At 63.4% G+C, this 20,268-nt stretch carries 34 protein-coding genes and 1 pseudogene; 27 read left to right on the top strand and 8 right to left on the bottom strand.

From position 1 onward, the window contains the following. Positions 1-153: 153 nt before the first annotated feature. The 6 genes and pseudogenes from A4X17_RS19145 to A4X17_RS04060 form a co-directional block, all read right to left on the bottom strand. Positions 154-294 (bottom strand): hypothetical protein, encoded by a 141-nt coding sequence (locus tag A4X17_RS19145; protein WP_153303386.1) that lies wholly within the window; start codon positions 292-294, stop codon positions 154-156. Between the two features lie 253 nt (positions 295-547). Beyond that, positions 548-955, bottom strand: a pseudogene (locus A4X17_RS04080) (arsenate reductase ArsC); the annotation flags it as partial. Next, positions 952-1,551: a TetR-like C-terminal domain-containing protein gene (locus tag A4X17_RS04075; RefSeq protein WP_064294390.1), complete on the bottom strand. Its 600-nt coding sequence runs from the start codon at positions 1,549-1,551 to the stop codon at positions 952-954. The gene A4X17_RS04075 and the pseudogene A4X17_RS04080, both read right to left, overlap by 4 nt. Positions 1,552-1,593: 42 nt before the next feature. Continuing rightward, positions 1,594-2,052 (bottom strand): hypothetical protein, encoded by a 459-nt coding sequence (locus tag A4X17_RS04070; protein ID WP_064294389.1) that lies wholly within the window; start codon positions 2,050-2,052, stop codon positions 1,594-1,596. 287 nt (positions 2,053-2,339) lie between these two features. Continuing rightward, positions 2,340-3,611, bottom strand: a complete 1,272-nt coding sequence (locus A4X17_RS04065) for an HNH endonuclease signature motif containing protein (protein ID WP_064294388.1) — start codon at positions 3,609-3,611, stop codon at positions 2,340-2,342. Positions 3,612-3,941: 330 nt separating this feature from the next. Continuing rightward, the gene (locus tag A4X17_RS04060) at positions 3,942-4,325 is read right to left on the bottom strand and encodes a hypothetical protein (protein ID WP_157583331.1); all 384 of its coding nucleotides are present in this window, start codon (positions 4,323-4,325) and stop codon (positions 3,942-3,944) included. A gap of 429 nt (positions 4,326-4,754) precedes the next feature. Between A4X17_RS04060 and A4X17_RS19755 the strand changes: the two genes are divergently transcribed. The 3 genes from A4X17_RS19755 to A4X17_RS04050 are packed head-to-tail and all read left to right on the top strand — an operon-like array spanning position 4,755 to position 6,357. After that, entirely contained in the window at positions 4,755-4,880 is a 126-nt protein-coding gene (locus A4X17_RS19755) for a hypothetical protein (protein WP_255376687.1), read from the top strand. Continuing rightward, complete coding sequence (locus A4X17_RS04055; protein WP_157583329.1) at positions 4,880-5,179, top strand: hypothetical protein; 300 nt, start codon at positions 4,880-4,882, stop codon at positions 5,177-5,179. The genes A4X17_RS19755 and A4X17_RS04055 overlap by 1 nt, the downstream gene beginning before the upstream one ends. Then, a complete protein-coding gene (locus tag A4X17_RS04050) occupies positions 5,176-6,357 on the top strand; it encodes a tyrosine-type recombinase/integrase (RefSeq protein WP_064294385.1) in 1,182 nt (393 codons plus the stop codon). The genes A4X17_RS04055 and A4X17_RS04050 overlap by 4 nt, the downstream gene beginning before the upstream one ends. Here the strand turns inward: A4X17_RS04050 and A4X17_RS19815 are convergent. Both A4X17_RS19815 and A4X17_RS04045 read right to left on the bottom strand, forming a co-directional pair. Further along, positions 6,314-6,730, bottom strand: coding sequence for an ImmA/IrrE family metallo-endopeptidase (locus tag A4X17_RS19815; protein WP_082915902.1), 417 nt, complete (start codon positions 6,728-6,730; stop codon positions 6,314-6,316). The genes A4X17_RS04050 and A4X17_RS19815 overlap by 44 nt on opposite strands. Then, entirely contained in the window at positions 6,678-7,070 is a 393-nt protein-coding gene (locus A4X17_RS04045) for a helix-turn-helix domain-containing protein (protein WP_064294384.1), read from the bottom strand. Before A4X17_RS04045 ends, A4X17_RS19815 begins: the two co-directional genes overlap by 53 nt. A 92-nt stretch (positions 7,071-7,162) precedes the next feature. Between A4X17_RS04045 and A4X17_RS04040 the strand changes: the two genes are divergently transcribed. From A4X17_RS04040 to A4X17_RS19135, 24 genes are all read left to right on the top strand, one after another. Continuing rightward, complete coding sequence (locus A4X17_RS04040; RefSeq protein ID WP_064294383.1) at positions 7,163-7,384, top strand: hypothetical protein; 222 nt, start codon at positions 7,163-7,165, stop codon at positions 7,382-7,384. Further along, on the top strand, positions 7,384-7,587 hold the full coding sequence (locus tag A4X17_RS04035) for a hypothetical protein (RefSeq protein WP_064294382.1): 204 nt from the start codon (positions 7,384-7,386) through the stop codon (positions 7,585-7,587). Before A4X17_RS04040 ends, A4X17_RS04035 begins: the two co-directional genes overlap by 1 nt. After that, entirely contained in the window at positions 7,584-8,321 is a 738-nt protein-coding gene (locus A4X17_RS04030) for a BRO family protein (RefSeq protein ID WP_064294381.1), read from the top strand. The genes A4X17_RS04035 and A4X17_RS04030 overlap by 4 nt, the downstream gene beginning before the upstream one ends. Next, the gene (locus A4X17_RS04025) at positions 8,318-8,605 is read left to right on the top strand and encodes a hypothetical protein (RefSeq protein ID WP_064294380.1); all 288 of its coding nucleotides are present in this window, start codon (positions 8,318-8,320) and stop codon (positions 8,603-8,605) included. The genes A4X17_RS04030 and A4X17_RS04025 overlap by 4 nt, the downstream gene beginning before the upstream one ends. 897 nt (positions 8,606-9,502) lie before the next feature. Continuing rightward, the gene (locus A4X17_RS04020) at positions 9,503-9,721 is read left to right on the top strand and encodes a hypothetical protein (protein WP_157583327.1); all 219 of its coding nucleotides are present in this window, start codon (positions 9,503-9,505) and stop codon (positions 9,719-9,721) included. 523 nt (positions 9,722-10,244) lie between these two features. Beyond that, positions 10,245-10,469, top strand: coding sequence for a hypothetical protein (locus tag A4X17_RS04015; RefSeq protein ID WP_157583325.1), 225 nt, complete (start codon positions 10,245-10,247; stop codon positions 10,467-10,469). 126 nt (positions 10,470-10,595) lie between these two features. Next, positions 10,596-10,757, top strand: coding sequence for a hypothetical protein (locus A4X17_RS19140; protein WP_157583323.1), 162 nt, complete (start codon positions 10,596-10,598; stop codon positions 10,755-10,757). 39 nt (positions 10,758-10,796) lie between these two features. Continuing rightward, the gene (locus A4X17_RS19400; protein WP_064294377.1) at positions 10,797-11,183 is read left to right on the top strand and encodes a hypothetical protein; all 387 of its coding nucleotides are present in this window, start codon (positions 10,797-10,799) and stop codon (positions 11,181-11,183) included. After that, positions 11,176-12,051, top strand: a complete 876-nt coding sequence (locus tag A4X17_RS04005) for a PD-(D/E)XK nuclease-like domain-containing protein (RefSeq protein WP_197479014.1) — start codon at positions 11,176-11,178, stop codon at positions 12,049-12,051. The genes A4X17_RS19400 and A4X17_RS04005 overlap by 8 nt, the downstream gene beginning before the upstream one ends. Continuing rightward, positions 12,048-12,356, top strand: a complete 309-nt coding sequence (locus tag A4X17_RS04000) for a hypothetical protein (RefSeq protein ID WP_064294375.1) — start codon at positions 12,048-12,050, stop codon at positions 12,354-12,356. Before A4X17_RS04005 ends, A4X17_RS04000 begins: the two co-directional genes overlap by 4 nt. Next, positions 12,356-12,916 (top strand): hypothetical protein, encoded by a 561-nt coding sequence (locus A4X17_RS03995; protein WP_064294374.1) that lies wholly within the window; start codon positions 12,356-12,358, stop codon positions 12,914-12,916. The genes A4X17_RS04000 and A4X17_RS03995 overlap by 1 nt, the downstream gene beginning before the upstream one ends. Further along, positions 12,909-13,325, top strand: a complete 417-nt coding sequence (locus tag A4X17_RS03990; protein ID WP_064294373.1) for a RusA family crossover junction endodeoxyribonuclease — start codon at positions 12,909-12,911, stop codon at positions 13,323-13,325. The genes A4X17_RS03995 and A4X17_RS03990 overlap by 8 nt, the downstream gene beginning before the upstream one ends. After that, positions 13,289-13,552, top strand: coding sequence for a WhiB family transcriptional regulator (locus A4X17_RS18835; protein WP_197479013.1), 264 nt, complete (start codon positions 13,289-13,291; stop codon positions 13,550-13,552). Before A4X17_RS03990 ends, A4X17_RS18835 begins: the two co-directional genes overlap by 37 nt. Beyond that, a complete protein-coding gene (locus A4X17_RS03985) occupies positions 13,549-14,247 on the top strand; it encodes an HNH endonuclease (RefSeq protein ID WP_064294372.1) in 699 nt (232 codons plus the stop codon). The genes A4X17_RS18835 and A4X17_RS03985 overlap by 4 nt, the downstream gene beginning before the upstream one ends. 146 nt (positions 14,248-14,393) lie before the next feature. Continuing rightward, a complete protein-coding gene (locus A4X17_RS03980) occupies positions 14,394-14,669 on the top strand; it encodes a hypothetical protein (protein ID WP_157583321.1) in 276 nt (91 codons plus the stop codon). Further along, on the top strand, positions 14,666-15,865 hold the full coding sequence (locus A4X17_RS03975) for a site-specific DNA-methyltransferase (protein WP_064294370.1): 1,200 nt from the start codon (positions 14,666-14,668) through the stop codon (positions 15,863-15,865). The genes A4X17_RS03980 and A4X17_RS03975 overlap by 4 nt, the downstream gene beginning before the upstream one ends. 18 nt (positions 15,866-15,883) lie before the next feature. After that, positions 15,884-16,213: a GIY-YIG nuclease family protein gene (locus tag A4X17_RS03970; RefSeq protein ID WP_064294369.1), complete on the top strand. Its 330-nt coding sequence runs from the start codon at positions 15,884-15,886 to the stop codon at positions 16,211-16,213. An 18-nt stretch (positions 16,214-16,231) separates the two neighbouring features. Beyond that, entirely contained in the window at positions 16,232-17,089 is an 858-nt protein-coding gene (locus tag A4X17_RS03965; RefSeq protein ID WP_064294368.1) for a hypothetical protein, read from the top strand. Positions 17,090-17,282: 193 nt separating this feature from the next. After that, complete coding sequence (locus A4X17_RS03960; RefSeq protein WP_064294367.1) at positions 17,283-17,747, top strand: single-stranded DNA-binding protein; 465 nt, start codon at positions 17,283-17,285, stop codon at positions 17,745-17,747. Continuing rightward, positions 17,725-17,958, top strand: a complete 234-nt coding sequence (locus tag A4X17_RS03955; protein WP_064294366.1) for a hypothetical protein — start codon at positions 17,725-17,727, stop codon at positions 17,956-17,958. The genes A4X17_RS03960 and A4X17_RS03955 overlap by 23 nt, the downstream gene beginning before the upstream one ends. A 151-nt stretch (positions 17,959-18,109) precedes the next feature. Beyond that, positions 18,110-18,301 carry a hypothetical protein gene (locus A4X17_RS03950; RefSeq protein ID WP_064294365.1) on the top strand — a complete coding sequence of 64 codons (192 nt, stop codon included), beginning with the start codon at positions 18,110-18,112 and terminating at the stop codon, positions 18,299-18,301. 100 nt (positions 18,302-18,401) lie between these two features. Then, complete coding sequence (locus tag A4X17_RS03945; protein ID WP_064294364.1) at positions 18,402-18,983, top strand: hypothetical protein; 582 nt, start codon at positions 18,402-18,404, stop codon at positions 18,981-18,983. A 120-nt stretch (positions 18,984-19,103) separates the two neighbouring features. After that, positions 19,104-19,517: a hypothetical protein gene (locus tag A4X17_RS03940; RefSeq protein WP_064294363.1), complete on the top strand. Its 414-nt coding sequence runs from the start codon at positions 19,104-19,106 to the stop codon at positions 19,515-19,517. 22 nt (positions 19,518-19,539) lie between these two features. Next, complete coding sequence (locus A4X17_RS19135; protein WP_157583319.1) at positions 19,540-20,214, top strand: hypothetical protein; 675 nt, start codon at positions 19,540-19,542, stop codon at positions 20,212-20,214. Positions 20,215-20,268: the final 54 nt, after the last annotated feature.

Here is a 20,268-nt window from a genome sequence, read left to right as displayed (position 1 = left end):
GGCGTGGGACCTCTGGCAGTACACCAGCCGGGAACGGATGCCCGGGTACGTCGGCAAGGAGGAGTTCATCGACGTGAACGTCTTCGACGGTTCATGGGATTACCTCCAAGCGCTCGTCGGACCCTGAGCCGCGGCGTCCAGAGGCGCCTCGGGTTACGGCGCGGGAGCGGGACCGGTGGTCGGCTCGGCGACGGGGAGGAACGTGTCCTCGCCGTCGACCTCCTGCTCGATGGAGTCCTCGGTGGTCTCGTGGTCCTCGGGGAGGTTGTCGTCGTTCGCTGCGTGCTTGCTCATACGACCACGATACGACGGGTGTCGCGCTGGGCGATGGGGTTGCGCGCCGCAGGCGTCCTCAGGAGGCGAAGGCGAGTGAGCGGGCCGTGAGTTCTGCGGTCAGGAGGTCGACGGCCTTCGGACCGACGCCGTGGATGCGGAGCAGGGCGGCGGGGGAGATCCTCGTGAGCTGCTCGAACCGGGTGAAGCCGTGCGCGCTGAGTGCTTCGTGGGCGACCGAGCCGATGGTGGCCGGAAACTCGGACGCCTCGGCGGGCACGAGTTCGACGAACAGTGCGGCGATCCGCTCCTCGATGTCGTCGCGGATGCGGCGGACGGCCTCGATGCCTTGCCCGGCCGGATCCTCGAGTTCCCAGTCCTCGTAGCGCTTGCCGGGGAAGATCGGGCAGGCGTCGCCGCAGCCCATCGTGATGACTGCGTCGGACGCCCGGACGGCGTCGGTCGTGAGGATGCGGGGCACGGCCGCGGTGATGTCGATGCCGTGTTCGGCCATCGCCTCCACCGCCACGGTGTTGATCCGGTCCTTCGGCTCGCTCCCGGCCGACAGCACCTCGACCCGGTCACCGGCGAGGGCACCGAGGAAGCCGGCTGCGATCTGGGAGCGACCGGCGTTGTGCACGCAGACGAAGAGGACGGTGGGGGTGGTGGTCGTGATGGTCATGGCGTCTCCTGGGGGTGGCGTGAGCCGAGTGCGGACGAATGGTCGAGCAGCTCCACGAGGGCAGCGTAGCTGGTGGCGGGGTCTGCGCCGCGGGTGAAGCCGCCGACGAGCTCGAGTGACACGAAGCCGTGGAGGGCCGCCCGGACGATGCGTCCGGCATCCGTCATCGCCACGCTGTCGAGACCGCGCCCCGCGAGGGCGCGCTCGACGAGCATCACGAGCTCGCGGTCGGCCGGCTCGCCGGTGTCGGCGCGGACGTCCGCGATCGAGAACGCGAGGGCGTACCGACCGGGATAGGCGAGGGCGAAGCGCCTGTACCCGTCGGCCAGCGCGGTGAGGGCGGGGGTCCCGCTCAGGCTGGTCGTCGCGATGTCGAGCCCGCTGGCCAGTTGGGCGAGGGCGAGCTGGGCGACGGCGGCGCGGAGGTCCTCGGTGCTGCGGACGTGCTTGAGGAGGGCCGGTGCCGAGGTGTCGAGCTCGCGGGCAAGGGCGGCGAGTGTGAGTGCGTCGGCTCCGTGCGTGTCGGCGAACTCGGCGGCTCCGACGATCACCCGTTGGCGGGAGAACTTGGTCCGGGAAACGGGTGCATCGGTCATCGGATCGAGCCTAACGGCACGCGGCCCTGTTGCCGCGCGGCCTCAGACCGTCGGCGGTGTGGCTTCGTGGTGGGGCGCGCCGTGCGTGCGGCGGTCCTCCTTCATCGCGGCTTCCGCGAGGTGGCGTCGGCCGCCCGCCAGCTCGTTGCGGACCTCCGCCTCGAGCGTGCGGAACGGCTCCCAGTAGTTACCGTCGTAGTCTTCGACGATCTGGAACGTCCAGCGTCCGTCGATGACGTTGCGTCCGACCAGCTCGGTGTCGATCCGGTCGGCGAGGGCGTCGTGTCCGGCTTCGCGGAGGGCGTCCGCGGCTTCGCCGAGCGCGAGGTCCGCTTTACCCGTCAGGCGGTGGAAGCCGTAGAGCATGCCGCGCGCCTGCTCGACCACTTCGAGCGCCTCGGTCACTTTGCCGACCGCTTCCACGGTGGCGTCGTCGACCCCCGCGGGGACTCGGTGGGCGTCGTCGGGGCCGTCGGTGGTGCGGTCGTCTGCAGAACTCATGTCATCAGTCTGTCCCGATCGGCCCAGGATGTCTGGGGCTTGCGGACGGAGGTGCACGATGTGAGCCGGCGGACGTCCTGACGTGCATCGATCTGGCTCGACCGGACTGCCCTTCGACAGGCTCAGGGACCGAGTCGTCTCCGGTGGACTTTTCCTGCTCACTGAGCGAGTCCTCCCCGCTCACTGAGCTTGTCGAAGTGCCTACGAGCTTGCCTCACCGCTCCGGACACACCTCTGCCGGTCAGTGAGCCTGTCGAAGTGCGGTGCAGCTCATTGACCGGGAGCGGTCAGAACGGGGCGGGATCGGGTTCGGTCCGGTGATGCTTCCCGTCGGGTGTCGTCCACTCGAGCACCCCGCCGGGACCATGATCGAGGTTCCAACCCGGCAGGTGCTTCATCCGGTGGTGATGTCGACACAGGCAGGCGAGATTGCCGACGTCCGTCGTCCCGCCGTCTTCCCACGCGACGGAATGGTCGAGGTCGCACGCTCTGGCTCGCCTGCCGCAGCCCGGTGCGCGACAAGTGCCGTCTCGCAGGCGCACCGCGCGTTGCAGGTCGGCCGGGACCCGGTACTGGTTCCGCCCGACGGACAGCACGGATCCCGTTTCCGGCTGGACCAGGATCCGGGTGAAGCTCGGTGCGTTCACCGCGATACGCGCGGCGGTTGCGGGGTCGATGGGCCCATAGCCATCGAGCATGCCGGGTGCGTCAGATACTCCGGCCACGGTCAGGGCCGGGACGGTGATCTGCACGGTCGGTGTGATGTGCTCCTGCACCTCGATCGGGTGCGGGAGCACCGGGCTCGACATGACGTCGTCCGGTGTGACGCCGGTGAGCGCGAGCGCCGCGAGGGCGTCCGCCTGCAGCTGGGCGCACGTCCGGGTGTCACCCGTTGAGCGTGACTCCGCCGCGGCCGCCTCGACGCGCTCGACGATGCCCTGCGCGATCGGCGCCGTCGTGAAGAGGTGCACCCACGCCATCCCGTCGGCGGTGGGCTCGAACTCCTCCCGGCGGTCGGCCTCGGACCGCTGGGCTCGGGCGGTGATGGACACTGGGTGGAGGCGCTCGCGGAGCACGCGGGCGCGCCTGCGGAGGTTCGCGTTGGTCGAATCCTCCGCGACCGGTAAGACTTCCGCGAGGAACACCGCCCGCCCCGCGGTCGGCACATCGCTGAGTTGGTCGATGATCGTCTGCGCGTGCCGTGCCGAGATGCGGCCGGCCTCGAGGGAGGCGAGCACGGCCGGTGCGTCGTTGACGAGCCTTTCCGCGTCGTTCGTCGCCCGCTGAACGGTCCGCTCAGGGGTGCGGGTCGCCATCGCGAGCGCCGCACACGTCGAGCGACGGGAGAGGGCCTGGCGTTCCGCCGGCGGGAAGATCGCCGGGACCGTGGCGTCTGCGAAAGCGTCGGCGTAGGCGGCGGAGCGGGCGAGGAGCCGGGCCTCACGCGCGTCGAGGGCTGCCCGCAGCCGTTGGATCTCTGCGTATTCGTCCGAGAACTCCGCGAGCTGCGCGGCGTATTCGTCGCTCGCGCGGGTCGCGGCGAGGGTGGTCTCGGTCATGGGACAAGTCCACCATGGACCACTGACATTCCAGATGCCGAGTCGAGGCGTCTGTGGACGTGTCCTCGTGTGCCCTTCGACAAGCTCAGGGACCGGGGGAACAGCGCCGGATTCGTGAGCTTCGTCGTGTGTCTTTCGACAGGCTCAGGGACCGGGGAAGGGTGCCGGACTCGGGAGGTCGCGCGTGTGCCCTTCGGCAGGCTCAGGGGTCGAACTTCGCCGAGCGTGCTTTCCGGTCACTGAGCTCGTCGAGGTGCGGAGGTTCCTCGTTGCTCAGGGACCGGGAGGGGGCGCTCAGGGAGCAGAGGAGGCTGGCCCATCCCGGGTGCGCTAGTAGTTCAGGCAGCGATCCGGATCCTCGGTCTCCGGAGGATCGCCCTGATACAGGGTGAAGAAGTTCTCGGCCGGACCGGACAAGGACCCGCGGGCGTGGACGCAGAGACGTGCGAGATCATCGTCGCTCCGGACGTCGGAGGTGATCCGGGACGTATCGCATGCACCGCCACCGGGCTCCAGGATCAGGTCGCGATTGGTTCCCTCGTTGTCCACCATCCAGGTCCCGGAGAAGTCGATCGGCTCGTCCGCACGGGGGTCGTCGTCACGGCTGCACTGAACCTGCGAGGGCCAGGCAGTGGCCTCGAACGTTCCGTCGTCGGCGAGCTCGAGCCGGGTGTCCCCGCTGCGCCAGGTGCCGACGGCTGCATCGCGCGGCAATCCGTACCTCGTGTCCGAGCAGGCGACGAGTGACGTGCCGAGCATGACTGCGAGCACGGAGGCTGCTATCCAGAACGCGCTTCGGGACGTCGCCCGCGGTACCTGGTCGGTCGCTCGGTGTGCCGGTCTCGATTCCACGCTGCGAGTCTGGCCGTCCTGGCAGGGGAGTGGCAACTCGGGCGGGGCATGCGGTCCGGCGTCGGGTACCCGGGCAAAAAAAGAACCCCCACCATGTAGAAGCTAGGTGGGGGTTCCGTGGCTCCGACGGGCGTCGATCCCGTGACCTCACGATTTTCAGTTGTGAGGAATCTGTCGAAAAAGGCTTGCATGGCGTCGAAATGTGATGCTAGCCTGTCTTCAACGGTCGCCACCGGGAGGTGGCAGCCGATAGCAATGGATACACCATCGGGCACACCAAGAAGGACAGCAATGCAGCACACCGCCAGAAGATCGTTCGGGGACAACGGCGTCCCCGCCAACGGCAACGAAACCACCACCCACACGAGCGAGGAGACCATCATGAGGACCAACGAACCAACCGAGGTTGACTCCTGATGGGAATGTTCGACAGCCTCTACGGGGCAGACGAAGCCGAGTGGCAGACCAAAGCACTCGGTCGCCAGCTCGGGACCTATGACATCGGGAGCGCGATCCCCGGACCGCCCGTCGACTACCAACTCGAGGTGCTCGGCGGACGCGTTGACGACATCGCCGACTCGTACTACTCGTACGCCACGGTTCGTGACGGCTTGCTGGTCGAGGTGCCGGTCGACCGTGACCCGAACCTCGCTCTACTCAGTTACTCCGGCATCTGGTCGCGAATTGTGCAAGCCAGCCCCGAACCGACAGCATGAGGGGCAAGGGTGAGGGGTCTGTCTTCAAGGACTCTCGCGGACTGTGGAACGGCGTCATCGAACTGCCCCCGCTGAACGGTGTTCGGCGCCGCAAGAAGATCCGACGCAAGAACAAGACAGAGCTCGTGAAAGCGATGAACGAGGCTAAGACGGAACTTGCCCGCCTCGGAGACCTGCCGACCGCCAGCCAGACAGTGGAGCAGTGGTTCAGCTACTGGCTCAGGCAGGTGGCGCAGGAAGTCCGCCCGAACACGTTCGACGGATACCGGCGCACCGTGGAGAACCACATCGTGCCGGCGATCGGCAAGGTGAAGCTGGACAAGCTGAACGCTGCACACATTCGCCGCGTGCACGACGGCATCCTCGCGAAAGGACTCTCGTCAACCACGGCGTTGCTCGCTCACCGCACCATGTCCGTGTCGTTCAAGATCGCCGTCCGCGAGGGACGCATCGGACGCAACCCGGCGAAACTGGTGAACGCACCCAGGAAAGCGACCGTACAGCTCGAACCGTTGGACTTACAAGAAGCGATCCAGTTCCTCGCGCACGTCGCCCGCGATGAGGAGATGGGCGCACGATGGGCCACAACGCTCCTGACGGCCGCTAGGCGGGGCGAAGTGCTCGGGTTGGAACGGGACAGGGTGACCGATGTGCTCGACCTCTCCTGGCAGCTCCTACGGCTTCCCAAGACCGATGTGGACGGCAAACCCAACGTGCCCGCCGACTACGAGTACCGCCACCTCACCGGAGGCCTGTACCTCACCCGACCGAAGTCCTCCAAGTCGTGGCGAATCATCCCACTCATCGACCCACTCAAGACGATCCTCGAGCAACACATCGCCCGATCACCGGAGAACCAGTGGGGGCTCGTGTTCACGAAGAACGGGCGACCCATCGGGCCGGACGTCGACACGAAAGACTGGCGGAAGACTCTCCTTGCGGCAGGGATCACCAAGAACGCGCGACTGCACGACGGACGCCACACAGCCGTCGACCTGCTCTACGCGGCCGGGGTGCCAGAAGACTTGATCCAGGAGATCGTCGGCCACTCAGACCGCGCCACCACGCAGGGCTACAAGTCGTTGCGGAACCGGGAACGCCTCACCGGGGCCATGGTGCAGTTCTCGGCCCTGTTCACGCAGCCTGACCCAGAACGTACGCTCGAAATAGAGCAGTAGTCACACCCAACTCGGCGACGATCTTGCTCTCGTCAGTGCACCACTCATACAGGCCGGCCAGTTCATCCGGGCAGATCAGATTCTGCGCCGCGAACTGGTCGGCCTGTCGTTCGTGTTTGGGTCGGTCGTCGTGGTGCAGCAACGCTGCATGCCCCACCTCGTGCGCAAGAACCAACCTCTGCCTTCCCACGCGGAGTCGGTCGCTGATGAGGATCTGCCCGTACTCCGGGAAGTAACGCCCATTCGCTGTCCGCAGTCTCCGTACCACCACCTCAATCCCCAGACGTTCGGCGTGCTCCCACGGGTCGTAAGCGTGCCCCCTAGGGAGCGTCAGGCTCGTCTCCACCCATCTCTGGGTCGGTGTTCGCGGCATTGCGTTCCCCCTCCAGCTCGTCGTCGGTCATCGTTGCCGGCGTCTTCTTGCGTCGTTGTGCGGCGATGCTAGCGACACCCTCCGACGCCAGCGCTTCTTCCGTGTCGGCCTCCTCGACGATCTCTGCCATGACCTTCGCCGGGTCAATCCCGATGGCTCGAGACAGCATCACCAGGTCGGTGGCAGTGATTGGTGCGCGACCCTTCAACTTCTTCTGCAGGGAAGTGAGAGGTATCTCAGCCCTTTCAGCAAGTTCTTCCTGCGTCAGTCGTTTCCGTTTGTAGTAGCCGGTGAGGACATCGGCTGCTACTCGGCTGATCAGGGGTTGGTCGTTACGCATTGCTTCAGTGTAGTCAGCTTGCCCACCTAAATCGATGGAAAAAACTCCGCTTACGGGTTGCACCAACCGCTGACGCTGTGTAGCCTACCGATATGGACAGGTTGAACACCGGAATCGGTATCGCAAGAAGAGTCAGTCTCGCAATCAGCGAGGCAGGGTTCGACGTCCTCAGCGTCTCACAAGCCGCCGACATGACCACCGACCAGATGAACGACCGCCTTTCGGGGCGCGTCGAGTTCGATCTGGTCGAGCTGGTCCGTGTCGGCGGCTTTCTGCATGTCCCCGTCTCTCAATTCATGAAGGAGGCCGCGTGATGGAAGCGCAGCTCGACAAGATCAGCTACTCGGTTCAGAACCTTGCAGCAGCCACGGACCTCTCGGTCGATTCGATCCAGAAGGCCATCAAGAGATCGGAGCTGGTGCCGTCGTACTTCGGCACGAAGCCCGTGATCCTCGCGGACGAAGCCCGCCGCTGGATCGCCTCGCTCCCCAACGAGAAGCCTGAGCGTGCAGCGTGAGCGAGCTCAACGTCTTCTCCTACCTCGGCAACGACGTCCGAGCCATCGTCATCGACGACGAGCCCTGGTGGGTCGCCTCAGACGTCACTGCCGCTCTCGGCATCACGAACGGGCGCAACGCGACGGCCCGCCTCGACGAGGCTGGCGTCCGCCAGACGGACATCAGGTCCGGGGGGCAGATGAGAGCGTTCACCATCATCGACGAGGGAAACCTCTACGAACTCGTCATCCGCAGCGACAAGCCTGACGCCCGCGCGTTCCGAACCTGGATCACCCGAGTCGTGCTCCCCGAGATTCGTCGCACCGGCTCCTTCCACACTGCACCCGCACCGGCGGAGCTTTCTCGTCTCGACATCCTGACGATGGCGCTTGAGTCTGAGCATCGGGCGATCGCGGCTGAGACGAAGGTCGCTGAGTTGGAACCCAAGGCGGAGGCGTTCACCCGGTTCATGGACTCGACGTCGTTCATCAAGATCGAGGTCGCGGCGCGGCAGGCAGGCATCGGACGGACGACCGCATATCGGTTGCTCCGTGACGCGCGGATCCTGCAGAAGTTCAACCGGGCGCCGATCCAGGAGTACGCGCACCGTTTCCACGAGGTCGCATCCGAACGGGTCACCCCTGCCGGCGATCTGGTGACCGAATACACGACGAAGGTCCGTCCAGAGCACTTCGACTGGCTCGTTTCCACGCTCGAACGTCTCGCTGGCAAGGAAGGCAGGGCAACCGCATGACCACGTATCTCTACCGGGCGGTCGCGCTCGAAGAGGTGGAAGATGAGTGGACCGGTGACCTGACCTGCTGGCCGGGCGCGACGCTCGGTCGTTCGACGGGTTACCTGTCACGGTCCTCCGCTGTCGAGGCAGGAAAGAACTCGGGCATCCGGTACACCATCGTCCGGTCTGACCCGGTCGTGTTCCCTGAGCCACTGGTTGTCACTCAGGCCAACGAGATCTCGGACCTCAAGGAAGCGCTCGAGGCTGTCGGTTGGCCCAACCTCCGGTCGGTGTCCGCATGAGCCCGCGTCGTGCCCGTCAGTTGGATAACACGGTGTTGTACCTGATCACGTACGTGCCGTTGCTGTTCCTGGTGGTCGTCGTCTGCGTGGTGACGGGATGAACGAGAACGAGTTCCATGCTCGCGATGCTGCCGTTACCTCAATGATCGTCGCGACCGATGACCTAACTGTGGCTGAGGTCCAGGAGCGCGTTGATGCGGGCGAATGGGCTCCGGACTGGCCCATCTCGGGTGATCACCTCGCCCGCCAAGTAGCCCACAGGAACTAACTTCCCCTCGCTCCTCAGCTGGGGTGTGCGCTCGCGGATCGGCACCCCAGCACTATCCGGCGTACCCGGATTCAGTCACATCTACATAGCTTCACGGACGACAGACCAACTGCCGATGCGCCGTGACAGCACTTCCACAGAGAACTGAGCAGGTTGAGTACCCGGGCGTTGTGGTGGGCGTACCCGGATTCCCTGCTCCAAGCATCACAGGTCAGCAGCTACAGGGGTCGCGTTTCCTCATCACCTTCTGGTGGGCGCGACTGCTACACGTGCGGCATCGGGGCGTAGAGGCGTCCTGCCGCATAGGAACGGGCCGACCAGCTCGGATGGTCGCAGTGGTGGTTCGACTCCACCGCCGAGCACGGCAGATAGCCACAACAGAGGAGGAGCCGATGAAAACGGAATCGAAGCGGTGTCGCTTGGGCATCCACAAGTGGGTGTTCCGTGGCGACGACTACACGGTCACTCAGTACCACCGAGGCGAGTACGAGATGTTTTGCCTCCGCTGCGAGCTGCACAAGCCGGGCAAGCCGAGTAAGTAGCACTACCGCCCCCGAGTCGTTTCTGGGATCGAGCAGTTTCGAGCACTGCCGGGGGCACTGACACAACAACACAGAGAGAAGGACGACATGGATGCAGCAGTGAAGCTACTCAAGAACGAGATCGAAGATCAGCGCGCGAAGCTCGATGCGATCCAAGGAGAGAGACGTGAGGTCATCGACGCCGGGCGTCGAGCTCAGAGCGAATTTGAGGCGCAGTCCAGGCACGTGAACGACCTGAAGGACGCGCTTGCCGCCATCGAGACGGCGAACCAGAGGCGACAGGGCGAAAGTCCGGTGCGGCCGTGACGTTCTCTGCTGATGACTTGGATGAGTCGAACGCCCGCCAGATCGAGAAGGCGGTGACTCGTGGCGAAGACGTGCATCTAGTCGGCGACGCACCGACAAGCCTCCACGGCAATGGCGCGGCTTCGTTCAATCAGACAATGCGCGACGTGACGCGGGTCACATGTGGTCTCTGCCGCGTTCTCATGCGTCGAGGTGGCGACCCGTATGCCTAGCCGCGAACCCATCTGGCATGACGTGGGTCATTTGCTCCCACCCGACGACACCCCAACAAGCACACCCACCGATCTGTACATGGCTGCGGTGGTTCGACGTGAACACGAATTGGAAGCCCTCGACCGGTTCGAGGCACAACGAGAACAACGGAGACAGCAATGAACAAGCACTACATGAGCTGCGATGAGTGCGACCTGACCTTCTGGACCACTAGCCCCGAATCGGGCGGGAGGGTGATGGGCGAGCACAAGCGAGTCATGCACCTCGCCCCGGTGCCGGCGTCTGCGCATGCCGCGAACAGCGGTGCACGATGACTCCGCAACTGCTGCTCCTAATCGTGGCGATCGGCCTGATGCTCGGGTGCGCTCTCACCGCAGCTCTCGTCGCCGTCTGGTCAGCGAAAGCACACCACTTGGCTGCGGTCGAGTCGGACCGCATCGCGAAGGATGCGGTGGACCTGCTCGAAGCGGAAAGACGGTACACGGTCGCACTCGAAACGTACCTGCCCGGCGAAGAGAACGGGGAACGCGCATGACTCGGGATCTCAACGATGCTCGCGTGAGTTTCGTCTCCACGGCCCTGTCGTTTGGGCTGGACCTGAACCAGGCCAAGTACCTGTGGTGGCTGGTTATGCCTCCATACCCAGAGGTTCGGAAAGAACATGCCGACGTCGGGTGAGGGTCGTTCGTATCACGACGAGAACGTCACCTGCGAACGCTGCGGCTTCTACCAGACCGTCACCGTCATCTACGACGTGGACGACAACACCCGCACATGGGTGTGCCTGTACTGCGAACACGACAACCCGTCTGCCCTGTTCTAACAGGCCGGGGACAACTACACAGAGAAACGAGAAACAGACATGACTGCCAAGACGTACCGCACGAAGTCCGCCAAGATCACCGCAATGCAGCTCCCCCTCGATGACCGCCCAGCGTACGGAGACGACAACTTCCATTCGGCCGGCAGGGCGTTGGCCGAGCGCGTCAAGGAGATCGCCGTCTGGATGGTCGAGAACGGTCACGACGGCAACCCGGACGACGAAGATACGACCGACTGGGACGAGACCGATTTCGCTCCGAACGGCGAACCCCTCCCATCGTGGGGTATCAACTTCATCGAGTTCGAGAGCAGCGACGGCACCCTCAACGCGAGGTCCGGCGACTGGATCATCCTCGACGCTGATGGGACGTTCCGGATCTGCAAGCCGAACGTGTTCGAAGAGACGTACGAGCGCGCTGATGTCTGAGCGTTTGCAGTCGGACCCCGCCACCATCCGGGCAGCAATGGGAGAACGCAACGGGATCTACGAGAACCTCGATGAGGCCGAATACCATTCGCACCCCGCCCTCTCCTCTACCGGTGCCAGACGCCTCCTCGAATCCCCAGCCAAGTTCGACTACGAACGACGCCACCCGAGGGCAGGACGTACAGCATTCGACCTCGGAACCGCCGTCCACACGAAGGTACTCGGCACCGGGGCAAGCGCCATCGCCTACCCAGACGAACACCTCACCCCATCCGGCGCCGTCTCCACCAAAGCCGCCACCGTCGCATGGGCTGAGGAACAACGCGCCCTCGGATTGACGCCACTCGCGCCGGCACAGATGCGAGAAGTCGACGCAATGGCCGAAGCGGTACTCGCACACGACGACGCACGCACGTTCCTCGAGTCGGTCTCCGGCCGTGAGGTCTCCCTGTTCGCGGAGATCGACGGTGTACCCACACGGGCACGGTTCGACATCTACGACGGTGTACGTGCCGGCGACCTGAAGACCGCACGCGACGCATCATCCAAGGGCTTCAACACGGCAGTCGGACGTCTCGGATATTTCATTCAGGACCGCTGGTATGGGGAAGCTCACACCGCGATCACCGGAACCGAGCTCGAGAGCTTTCGGTTTCTAGTTGTGGAGAACGTCGCCCCCTACCTGGTGGGTGTGTACGACCTCGACTTCATGTGGGAAGACCTCGCCAAAGAACGCGTCAAACGAGCACGCGATCTCTACCGCGAATGCACCGAAACCGGTATCTGGCCTGGTTACCCGACAGCAACACTCACACCCCCGACATGGGCCGTGTACGAGTCAGAAGAGGAAGAGATCCAAGTCTCATGAAAAGAGAGCAACTTATCGACTTGTGCTGGCGCGGTGTCGTACCCGTCGACCACTGGTACAACCGCGATTCGGCTGACGCGCAGAAACAGCTTGGTGAGGCACTTGCCCTGCTCCGCGCGGGCTGCGGATACCGCCTCACGACAGACCCGAAGCAGACAGATCAGACCATCTGGGTCGAGATCGAGTACCCGGGATTCTACGCCTTCGAAGACGGCCGACACGATCGGTCGGCCTGGGACCGGACGCTCTTCTACATCCCGACAGTTGAGCGCCTCGAAAAGCGTGAAGGGAAGGACTGGTACTGATGGACATTGCAGAAACCACCGCCCCCAAGAGTGACCAACAGAACTACGACGACTACGTGGGCGGGCCGAAAACGGTCACTGTGAGCGAGGTCAAAGCGGGCAACGCTGAGCAGCCCGTCGAGGTGCACCTCGTCGAGTACCCAGGGCGTCCGTACAAGCCGTCCAAGTCGATGAGGAGAGTGCTCGTCGCAGGCTGGGGACCGGAAGCAGCCATTTACTCAGGTCGGAAGATGACGCTCTACGGCGACCCCGACGTTCGCTTCGGCGGGCAAGTCGTTGGCGGCATCAAGATCAGCCACCTCTCACACATCGACAAGCCCCTCGCCCTCAGCCTGACAACTACTCGTGGGAAGCGTGCACCGTTCACTGTGCAGCCGCTCGAGACCCCGAAGGACACGTCAGGTCGGGACTGGTTGAAGGAGCTGAACGAGACCAACGAGGACTTGGATGCGATCGTTGCGCTCGGTCACGCTGCACGCGCCAACCATGCAGGGAAGCCGATCATCGACATGATCCTCGCTGAACACAACCGTGTGAAGGCTGGGCCGTCGGATGCGTGAGTTCATGGAGCGGGTCGAGTTCTTCGTCCCCGGTGTCCCTGTCGCTCAGGGTTCGATGGTCGGTTTCGCACGCGGTAAGCGTGTGTCGATCGTGCATTCGAACGCGGCGAAGTTGAAGCCGTGGCGGAACACGGTCGCAGCAGCCGCACACGACGTTCTGGCGGGTCGGGATGGGTTCGAGGGTGCGGTGGCTGTCCTGTTGGACTTCTACGTCCCACGCGGCTCCACAGTGCGGCGCCTGTTCCCATCCGTACGCCCAGATTTGGATAAGTACACCCGGAGCGTCCTCGACTCGCTCACCACATCAGGCATCTACGGCGACGACGGCCAAGTCGTCTCCATCAGCGCACGCAAACACTACGCCGAACAAGAATGCGGCGTCCGAATCGTCATCAGGGAGCTTGCATGATCGTCGACCGAGAACCCTGGATGGATCTCGCCAACTGTGCGAGCACAGATCCAGAGGCTTTCTTCACCGAGCCGGGAGGGACAACCCTCCCGGCTCGAGCTGTATGTGCTCAATGCGATTGCGTGGCTGCGTGTCTCGCGTATTCGGTAGACAACCGCATTGAGTTCGGCGTCTTCGGTGGTCTATCTGCGAGAGAGAGGCAAGCATTGTGGCGGACTCGAGCATGAAGTCGAAGACCTGTACCACCTGCGGAGAAACGTTCACAAAGCAGAGGAAGTGGAGTTACGCCTACTTCGAGCAGCGTAAGCACTGCAGCAGGGTGTGCCGCGAGAGTGGGCGTGCTTCCATCCTGACCGATTTCATCGTGACGGAATCAGGTTGCTGGGAATGGCAAGGCCTGGTCGACAAGAACGGCTACGGCCGTGCTTACGACGCAAGCATGCCCGCTGGAAGACGGATCGATTGGGCTCACCGAGTCTCCTACCGCCTCCGGATTGGGCCGATCCCGGAGAACCATGAGCTGGATCACACGTGCGAAAACACCGTGTGCATGAACCCGGCCCACTTGGATCCCGTGACCAGGCCAGAACACGTGCGGCGGACCATCGAACGTGCTGGCGGGTATGTGAGGCAGCAGGAAGCTGCAGCGATGCGCCACTCGGGCATGACCTATGCGGAGATCGCGGAGGCCATGCATTTGTCGGGACGATCTGCTGCCCACGCTCGAGTGCAATCTGCCATCAACAATGGTCTCGTTGACCCCTCCGAGGTTCCGAGAGTGCGCCGGCTCGATTCAGCAGATCACGCCGACATCCGGGATCTCTACGCACTAGGCATCCCGCAGTCGGAGATCGCCTCGTGGTACCGAACGGACAACTCGCAGATCTCCCGCATCTGCAACGGCCTGGTGGGTGCCGCGTGACCGCCCCGTCTCCGCTGGTTCGTCGTATGACGGTGGATCGTGAGCGTGGCGTGTGTGTTGCGTTCTCTGCGAAGTGTTGGGGGCAGCTCGAGTGGAACCACCGGTCATCCTCGGGGATCGGCGGGCGCGGTCACAAGGCACCAACGTTGACACCTGCTGACGGGGTGATGATGTGCACCGGTCACAACCAGGCCCTCGAATCCGATCCGGCGTTCCAGTCGATGGGGAAACGCATGGGCTGGAAGTTGGTCCGAAACCGGGGCTCGATGCTTGCCAAGCAGATCCCATTCTTCAACAAGTCCACCGGCGTTTGGGCTCTACCTGACGAGCTCGGAAACGCTGACCCAATCAACACTGCTTTGGCGCTCGAGTTGATCGACGCGGCTGGCGGGAACTACGTGAAAGGAGTGCTCAGCAGATGAAGATTCACAAGCAGAACGACGAGATTACGTTGTGGCACGGCGACTGCATCGAGGTCATGCGCACCCTGCCCGACAACTCCGTCGACGCGGTGGTCACAGATCCTCCCTACGGCCTCGAGTTCATGGGGAAGGGCTGGGACGGCGCAGACGGCTTCCGCCGGTCCCTCAACGCCGCCGACACCGGGCGCGACAATGCGTTCGGTCGAACCTCGCGTACCTCACCTGAGTACCGCGCCGGTGCGCTGTTCGGCGAGTGGTGCGAGGTGTGGGCGATCGAAGCCCTGCGCGTGCTAAAGCCCGGCGGTCACATGCTCGCGTTCGGCGGGACCCGAACGTGGCACCGTCTCGCGGTCGCCGTCGAGGACGCCGGGTTTGAGGTTCGTGACTCCATCGCCTGGCTTTACGGATCGGGGTTCCCGAAGTCGCTTAACCTCGCAGGCGAGTGGGAGGGGTGGGGCACCGCACTCAAGCCTGCCTTCGAGCCGATCGTCGTCGGACGCAAGCCGCTTACTGGCACCGTTGCTGCGAACGTGCTAGCGCATGGGACCGGGGCGCTGAACATTGCTGATACCCGTGTTGGAGACGGTTCTGAATCGCGGGACCGCACCGGCGAGGCGTCCCAAGAGAAGCGATACACCTCGGATGGTGGAACGAACATCGCCGCGCTGCCAGGTGTGCGAGGTGGTAGCCCTGATGGGCGCTGGCCGACGAACGTTCTGCTTGACGAGCTTCAGGCCGAGGTGCTCGACGCGCAGTCAGGCACGCTCACCTCAGGTCGGATGGCAGCTGGGACGGCTCGAGCTGAACGCGACCCCATCGTATACGGGAAGATCGGCGGTCCTGCGACCACTCGCGATACGCCAGGTGACTCAGGTGGCGCGTCCCGGTTCTTCCCCACGTTCCGCTACGAGGCGAAAGCGCCAACCTCTGAGCGCCCATCAGTCGACGGTGTGCAGCACCCGACTGTCAAGCCACTCGAGCTGATGCGCTGGCTCGTCCGCCTCGTCACCCCGAAGGGCGGCCTCGTCCTCGAACCGTTCGCGGGATCCGGGACGACGATCGAAGCAGCCCTGCTTGAGGGCTTCCGGTGTATCGGGATCGAGCGCGAAGAGTCATACCTGCCGCTCATCGAGAAGCGGATCAACAAGCCACTCGAGGTCGGTTTCGACTTCGGCGATTGGGGCGGTGCCGCATGACACAGGAAAGGAGGAGACATGGCGAAGAGTGACGCTGGAGTTGAAACGTTCGTCTATCGAGCCTTCTCTAGCTCGGGCTCGCTGTTGTACGTCGGGATCGCTTCCGATTGGAAGCGCCGGCTGAAGCAGCACAGCAAGTACTCGCGGTGGTACCGAGATGCGGGAACGGTTCGGGTCGAGGTCTATTCGACGCGAGCGGAAGCTTTCGCCGCCGAGTCTTGGGCGATTACCTACGAGTTCCCGGAGTGGAACGGGGACAGCCAGTGGAAGCACTGCCCGTTCATCCCACCGGTTGCAATCGAGACGCTCGAGCACGCAGTAGTCCACGACATTTGGAGCAACGACTGATGGCAGAGAGGAGGAGACATGCCTTGGTTCAAGGTAGATGACGGATTCCACGGTCACCCGAAGGTCGTGGACGCCAGCCTCGAAGCGATCGGTTTGTGGACTGTCGCCGGCTCGTGGTGCGCGAAGTACCTGACCGATGGTTTCGTACCGGAGAAGACAGTTCTCCGTCTGGGGGGCGACGTCGATTCGGCCGGTGAGCTCGTGAGGGCTGAGTTGTGGTCGTTCGCTGATGACGGGTACCAGTTCAAGGACTGGGAGGACTACCAGCCGTTGAAGGCCGATGTCGAAGCAGAACGTGCTGCGGCGCAGGAGCGGATGAAGAAGGTTAGGGCCGCGAAGAAGGGTGTTCGCCCGAACGATCCAGGAACACCGCCCGAACGTTCGCCTGAACCAACGCAGAACATCGGCCGAAGTTCGGAAGAAGTTCGCATTGCCCCATCCCAGTCCCAGTCCCTATCCCAGTCCCCAAGTACTAGTGCACCCAAGGTGCACGAGTATCCACCTGAATTTGAACAGTGGTGGACGGAGTACCCGAGGAAGCAGGCGAAGCCGGATGCGCTGAAGGCGTTCAAGGCTGCGAGGAAAACCACGGATCTCGCAACACTCCTCGCTGGGGTGCGCACGTACAAGTTGCTGAACATCGGTCAGGAGAAGTCGCACCTGAAGATGCCGGCGGGTTGGTTGCGTGACAGGCGGTGGGAGGACGAACAGGTTGCTCACACCCCTGAGCAGCCTCGAGCGACGGTAACGCACATCGGTACGTCTGGTGTGAAGGAGTGCAAGCACCATCCCGGCTATCCGGCCGGCGACTGGATGAACCCGTGCGTCCGTTGCGATGAGGACGCAAAGAGAGAACGAGGGGAGGCGATCTTTTGAGATCACCGAAACAGCATCGCGCGTCATCTGAGTTTTCTCAGGTGGCGTTTCTGCTTTCTGTCCCCGCGAAGGACGTGCAGCGGGAGAAGCACCGGAAGTCGAAGGTGCAACGTCAGATCGAGGCGTATGACGCCGAAACGGAACGGTTGACCCAGTTCATCAGGGCAACCAACAACACGAAGGAGCAAGCAGCATGAGCAAGGCAACAGTCAGCATTGAGGGTTTCGTCGCGAACGAGCCGGAGCTTCGTCAGGCGGCAGGCAAGGACGTCGTGAACATCGACGTCGCGCACACGCCGCGGAAGCTGAACAAGCAGTCGAACGAGTGGGAGGATTCGGGGCCGACGACGTGGTTCCAGGCGACGTTCTGGGAGGACATGGCACCGGCGATCGTCGCTGCGGTTTCGAAAGGCACCCTGGTTCGCATCGATGGGTTCCCGGAGTTGAACGTGTACACGAAGCAGTCCGGCGAGAACGCCGCCTCCGTGCGCATCAAGGGCGCGACCCTATCGGTGGTGCCGCGCGCTGGTTACTCGTCTCCACGGGGCGCACAGGGCCAGCCACAGCAGGAAGAACCGTGGGCGCAGAGTGCGCCAGCAGCCGCAGCAGGGGACGCGTGGACGGGCGGTGAGACCTATGGGACAGACACCCCGTTCTGAGCTGCTGTTCATCAGTGAGAAACACCTCCGCACGCCGTTCGGTGAGGACTGCCAGAAGTGCGCGCGACGTCTCAGCGACCAGCTGCGCGAAGCCGGACACTTCGTCGAGTCACTCCTGTTCCGCATGTACGTCTGCCCGAGCTGCGGCGACAAGCGCTGCTCAAAGGCGAAGGACCACGAGCAGCCATGCGACAAGGCGGGGAAGTCGTGACCGCCCAGTCGGTTCGGGGTGCGTACAGTCTCGCCCCGATCAGTCCGAACCCCCAGGAACACGAAGAGGCAGGACATGTCTGTGGTCGCTGCCGTAACCCTTGGACGCACGGGAACCCGGAATGCGTCAACAACCCGAACAGGAGAACGACATGAAGCGTCTGTTGATGAAGTTCGCGTGGAGGATCGCCCGGCCCAGCATCGACACGAGCCTCGACAGGGCAGCCGCAAAACTCCGGAAGCACTCGTTGCTCACCGGAGACGAAGCGGCCCGAATTGTTCTCACTGTCAAGAGCGAGCTCAATGAGTTCGAGGTCGATGAAGGAATCAGGTCCAAGACATGACCTCGGATCGCATCATCCGCACTCTCGCTGCCGCATCCAACATCGCGGTTGCTGCTGCTCTCGTCTACTTCACCCGGTGGATCACCAAGAAAGGATTCTGATGGACAACAACACGAAACTCATCGCCGAAGCCAAGGAAGCTGTTGAGGAGTGGTCGAGCCTCTGGACCACTTTCGTCACTCCCGAAGCGCCCCGACGACTGGTGACCGAGCTGCGCCTCGCGTTGGAGGCTGCTGAGGCCGAACTGACACGACGAGACACGGTCCAAGCGCTGCATGAAGAGGGCGACCGAGTTGTCCTGTCTTCCGCGATCGGGGCCGTGGTCTGGAACGCATCCAATCACCCGAAACCGTCGGCCGTTCTGGGTCAAGACATTGGACCGTTGCGTTCGAAGCTCGTTGATGCAGTGATCGCTGCCGGGTTCACACACGCTGCTCCTGTGTCTCTCGAAGCCGTGAAAGCGGAGACGACAACCGAGTGGAACGCGGTTCGTCAGGACGCCACTGGTGAGCTCTGGGATGTCTACGAGCCGTTCGACTCACGCGAGGATGCCGAGCGTGTGGCTGCCGAATGGCGGGGTAACAACGAACCCGGCGACGACCCTGTCGTGGTTGTGGAACGCACGAAAGGTGTCGCTCCGGGTGAGTGGCAGATCGTCTCATCGGAGGTGAACCGTGTCTGACTTCCCGATCCCGTGGGCGTCAATCGGTCAAGCATTCGAGATGGCCGACTCCCAACCTCGTCTTCTCGCTGATTTGCAGGAGCACGGGTACCCGCAAGAAACGAAACAGGAAGAAGAGTCATGAAGACGATTACGCCGCGGAAGGTGAGCGCGAACTTCATCATCAGCGAGGCTCAGATCGCGATGGAGTACGGGTTCCGCCGGCTCGGACACATGGAACCCGTCATCCCGACACCGGAGCAGGTGGCAGCTCATGCCCGAGCGGAGGAGCTGCTGCGAGAAGTCGAGGAGAACCCGTACATCTACGTGGACGGCTACGACGGGGGCCTCGTGGTCGAGCCGTTGCAGACGAAACGGTGGGTGTTCGACGAAACCGACGAGCAGTGGATGACCCGGTGGCGTGAACACCGGGCAGCTCACCCGAATGAGGAACCACCGCAACGGTCCTGGATCGACCAGATGGCGGCACGCATGTTCTCGACCTTCCAGGAGCCATCACCGACGCTCAACATGGCGTTGTGGCGCCGACCCTAACCCGAATGCAAGGGAGCACCAAGTGACTGACCTTCTCGATGCGGTGCAAGCGCTCACCCGACCAACGGTGGAGCACATCAAACCGTCCGACGACACAGGCAGACCGTTACCCACCCACACGTGTGCGCAACCATGCAACGGGCTCTCAACTCACACAGTTGAGAGCCCGTCCCTGTTGGTGCAGTTGGCGGAGGCTGTGAAACCATCAACAAACACGACCGCCGGCTCATCATCGTTGGCCCACACGAGGAACATCATCGACGGGACCGCGTTGTTCCACCTGGCGAAGATCAGTTCCGCGATCCGGGACTGGTGTCGGATGGCCGAGGTGACACCAGGACACAACCCGGTCACCAACCTGAACGCCTGGTATGTGGCGTTCACCCGGTACGACAACGACCCAGAATGGAGGATCCGGGAACTCACCAAATGGGCGCACACCATCACCAACATCCTCCACCCACCCGTCCGTGAAGAACTCCCATACCCGTGCCCCGTGCACCACACAGACCAGTGGGTGGACGACATGGGCAACGGCGGCAACCATCCCCTCGTGTTGGAGTACCAGAAAGGCGAAGACGGGCAAGTCATCGACCCGAGGGTGCGGTGCCGGGATGCGGTGTGTGCGTCGCTGTGGGAAGGCGAAGACGCGATGAGTGAGCTCGGGGACGAAGTCGAAGAGAAGCGAGGAGCATGAGCGACTCGACACGCCGTCTTGGTTTGGGGTAGCGAATACGCACGGGCAGGGCTT

The organism is Plantibacter sp. H53 (assembly GCF_001650455.1).
Taxonomy (GTDB): Bacteria; Actinomycetota; Actinomycetes; order Actinomycetales; family Microbacteriaceae; genus Plantibacter; species Plantibacter flavus_A.
Note: the sequence above shows the minus strand (reverse complement) of the source record. Positions and strands in the feature narration are given on the sequence as shown.

Coding starts and splice junctions, on each gene's coding strand:
- A4X17_RS19400 (WP_064294377.1), top strand. CDS start 10,797: ATGACTGCCAAGACGTACCGCACGAAGTCCGCCAAGATCACCGCAATG.
- A4X17_RS04025 (WP_064294380.1), top strand. CDS start 8,318: ATGACCACGTATCTCTACCGGGCGGTCGCGCTCGAAGAGGTGGAAGAT.
- A4X17_RS04020 (WP_157583327.1), top strand. CDS start 9,503: ATGGATGCAGCAGTGAAGCTACTCAAGAACGAGATCGAAGATCAGCGC.
- A4X17_RS19815 (WP_082915902.1), bottom strand. CDS start 6,730: ATGCCGCGAACACCGACCCAGAGATGGGTGGAGACGAGCCTGACGCTC.
- A4X17_RS04005 (WP_197479014.1), top strand. CDS start 11,176: ATGTCTGAGCGTTTGCAGTCGGACCCCGCCACCATCCGGGCAGCAATG.
- A4X17_RS03940 (WP_064294363.1), top strand. CDS start 19,104: ATGAAGACGATTACGCCGCGGAAGGTGAGCGCGAACTTCATCATCAGC.
- A4X17_RS04065 (WP_064294388.1), bottom strand. CDS start 3,611: ATGACCGAGACCACCCTCGCCGCGACCCGCGCGAGCGACGAATACGCC.
- A4X17_RS03995 (WP_064294374.1), top strand. CDS start 12,356: ATGGACATTGCAGAAACCACCGCCCCCAAGAGTGACCAACAGAACTAC.
- A4X17_RS03950 (WP_064294365.1), top strand. CDS start 18,110: ATGAAGCGTCTGTTGATGAAGTTCGCGTGGAGGATCGCCCGGCCCAGC.
- A4X17_RS19145 (WP_153303386.1), bottom strand. CDS start 294: ATGAGCAAGCACGCAGCGAACGACGACAACCTCCCCGAGGACCACGAG.
- A4X17_RS03960 (WP_064294367.1), top strand. CDS start 17,283: ATGAGCAAGGCAACAGTCAGCATTGAGGGTTTCGTCGCGAACGAGCCG.
- A4X17_RS03945 (WP_064294364.1), top strand. CDS start 18,402: ATGGACAACAACACGAAACTCATCGCCGAAGCCAAGGAAGCTGTTGAG.
- A4X17_RS03975 (WP_064294370.1), top strand. CDS start 14,666: ATGAAGATTCACAAGCAGAACGACGAGATTACGTTGTGGCACGGCGAC.
- A4X17_RS04070 (WP_064294389.1), bottom strand. CDS start 2,052: ATGAGTTCTGCAGACGACCGCACCACCGACGGCCCCGACGACGCCCAC.
- A4X17_RS04045 (WP_064294384.1), bottom strand. CDS start 7,070: ATGCGTAACGACCAACCCCTGATCAGCCGAGTAGCAGCCGATGTCCTC.
- A4X17_RS03955 (WP_064294366.1), top strand. CDS start 17,725: ATGGGACAGACACCCCGTTCTGAGCTGCTGTTCATCAGTGAGAAACAC.
- A4X17_RS03970 (WP_064294369.1), top strand. CDS start 15,884: ATGGCGAAGAGTGACGCTGGAGTTGAAACGTTCGTCTATCGAGCCTTC.
- A4X17_RS04050 (WP_064294385.1), top strand. CDS start 5,176: ATGAGGGGCAAGGGTGAGGGGTCTGTCTTCAAGGACTCTCGCGGACTG.
- A4X17_RS04075 (WP_064294390.1), bottom strand. CDS start 1,551: ATGACCGATGCACCCGTTTCCCGGACCAAGTTCTCCCGCCAACGGGTG.
- A4X17_RS04055 (WP_157583329.1), top strand. CDS start 4,880: ATGGGAATGTTCGACAGCCTCTACGGGGCAGACGAAGCCGAGTGGCAG.
- A4X17_RS03965 (WP_064294368.1), top strand. CDS start 16,232: ATGCCTTGGTTCAAGGTAGATGACGGATTCCACGGTCACCCGAAGGTC.
- A4X17_RS04035 (WP_064294382.1), top strand. CDS start 7,384: ATGGAAGCGCAGCTCGACAAGATCAGCTACTCGGTTCAGAACCTTGCA.
- A4X17_RS18835 (WP_197479013.1), top strand. CDS start 13,289: ATGCGGCGTCCGAATCGTCATCAGGGAGCTTGCATGATCGTCGACCGA.
- A4X17_RS03990 (WP_064294373.1), top strand. CDS start 12,909: ATGCGTGAGTTCATGGAGCGGGTCGAGTTCTTCGTCCCCGGTGTCCCT.
- A4X17_RS19755 (WP_255376687.1), top strand. CDS start 4,755: ATGCAGCACACCGCCAGAAGATCGTTCGGGGACAACGGCGTCCCCGCC.
- A4X17_RS04000 (WP_064294375.1), top strand. CDS start 12,048: ATGAAAAGAGAGCAACTTATCGACTTGTGCTGGCGCGGTGTCGTACCC.
- A4X17_RS03985 (WP_064294372.1), top strand. CDS start 13,549: ATGAAGTCGAAGACCTGTACCACCTGCGGAGAAACGTTCACAAAGCAG.
- A4X17_RS04040 (WP_064294383.1), top strand. CDS start 7,163: ATGGACAGGTTGAACACCGGAATCGGTATCGCAAGAAGAGTCAGTCTC.
- A4X17_RS19140 (WP_157583323.1), top strand. CDS start 10,596: ATGCCGACGTCGGGTGAGGGTCGTTCGTATCACGACGAGAACGTCACC.
- A4X17_RS04015 (WP_157583325.1), top strand. CDS start 10,245: ATGACTCCGCAACTGCTGCTCCTAATCGTGGCGATCGGCCTGATGCTC.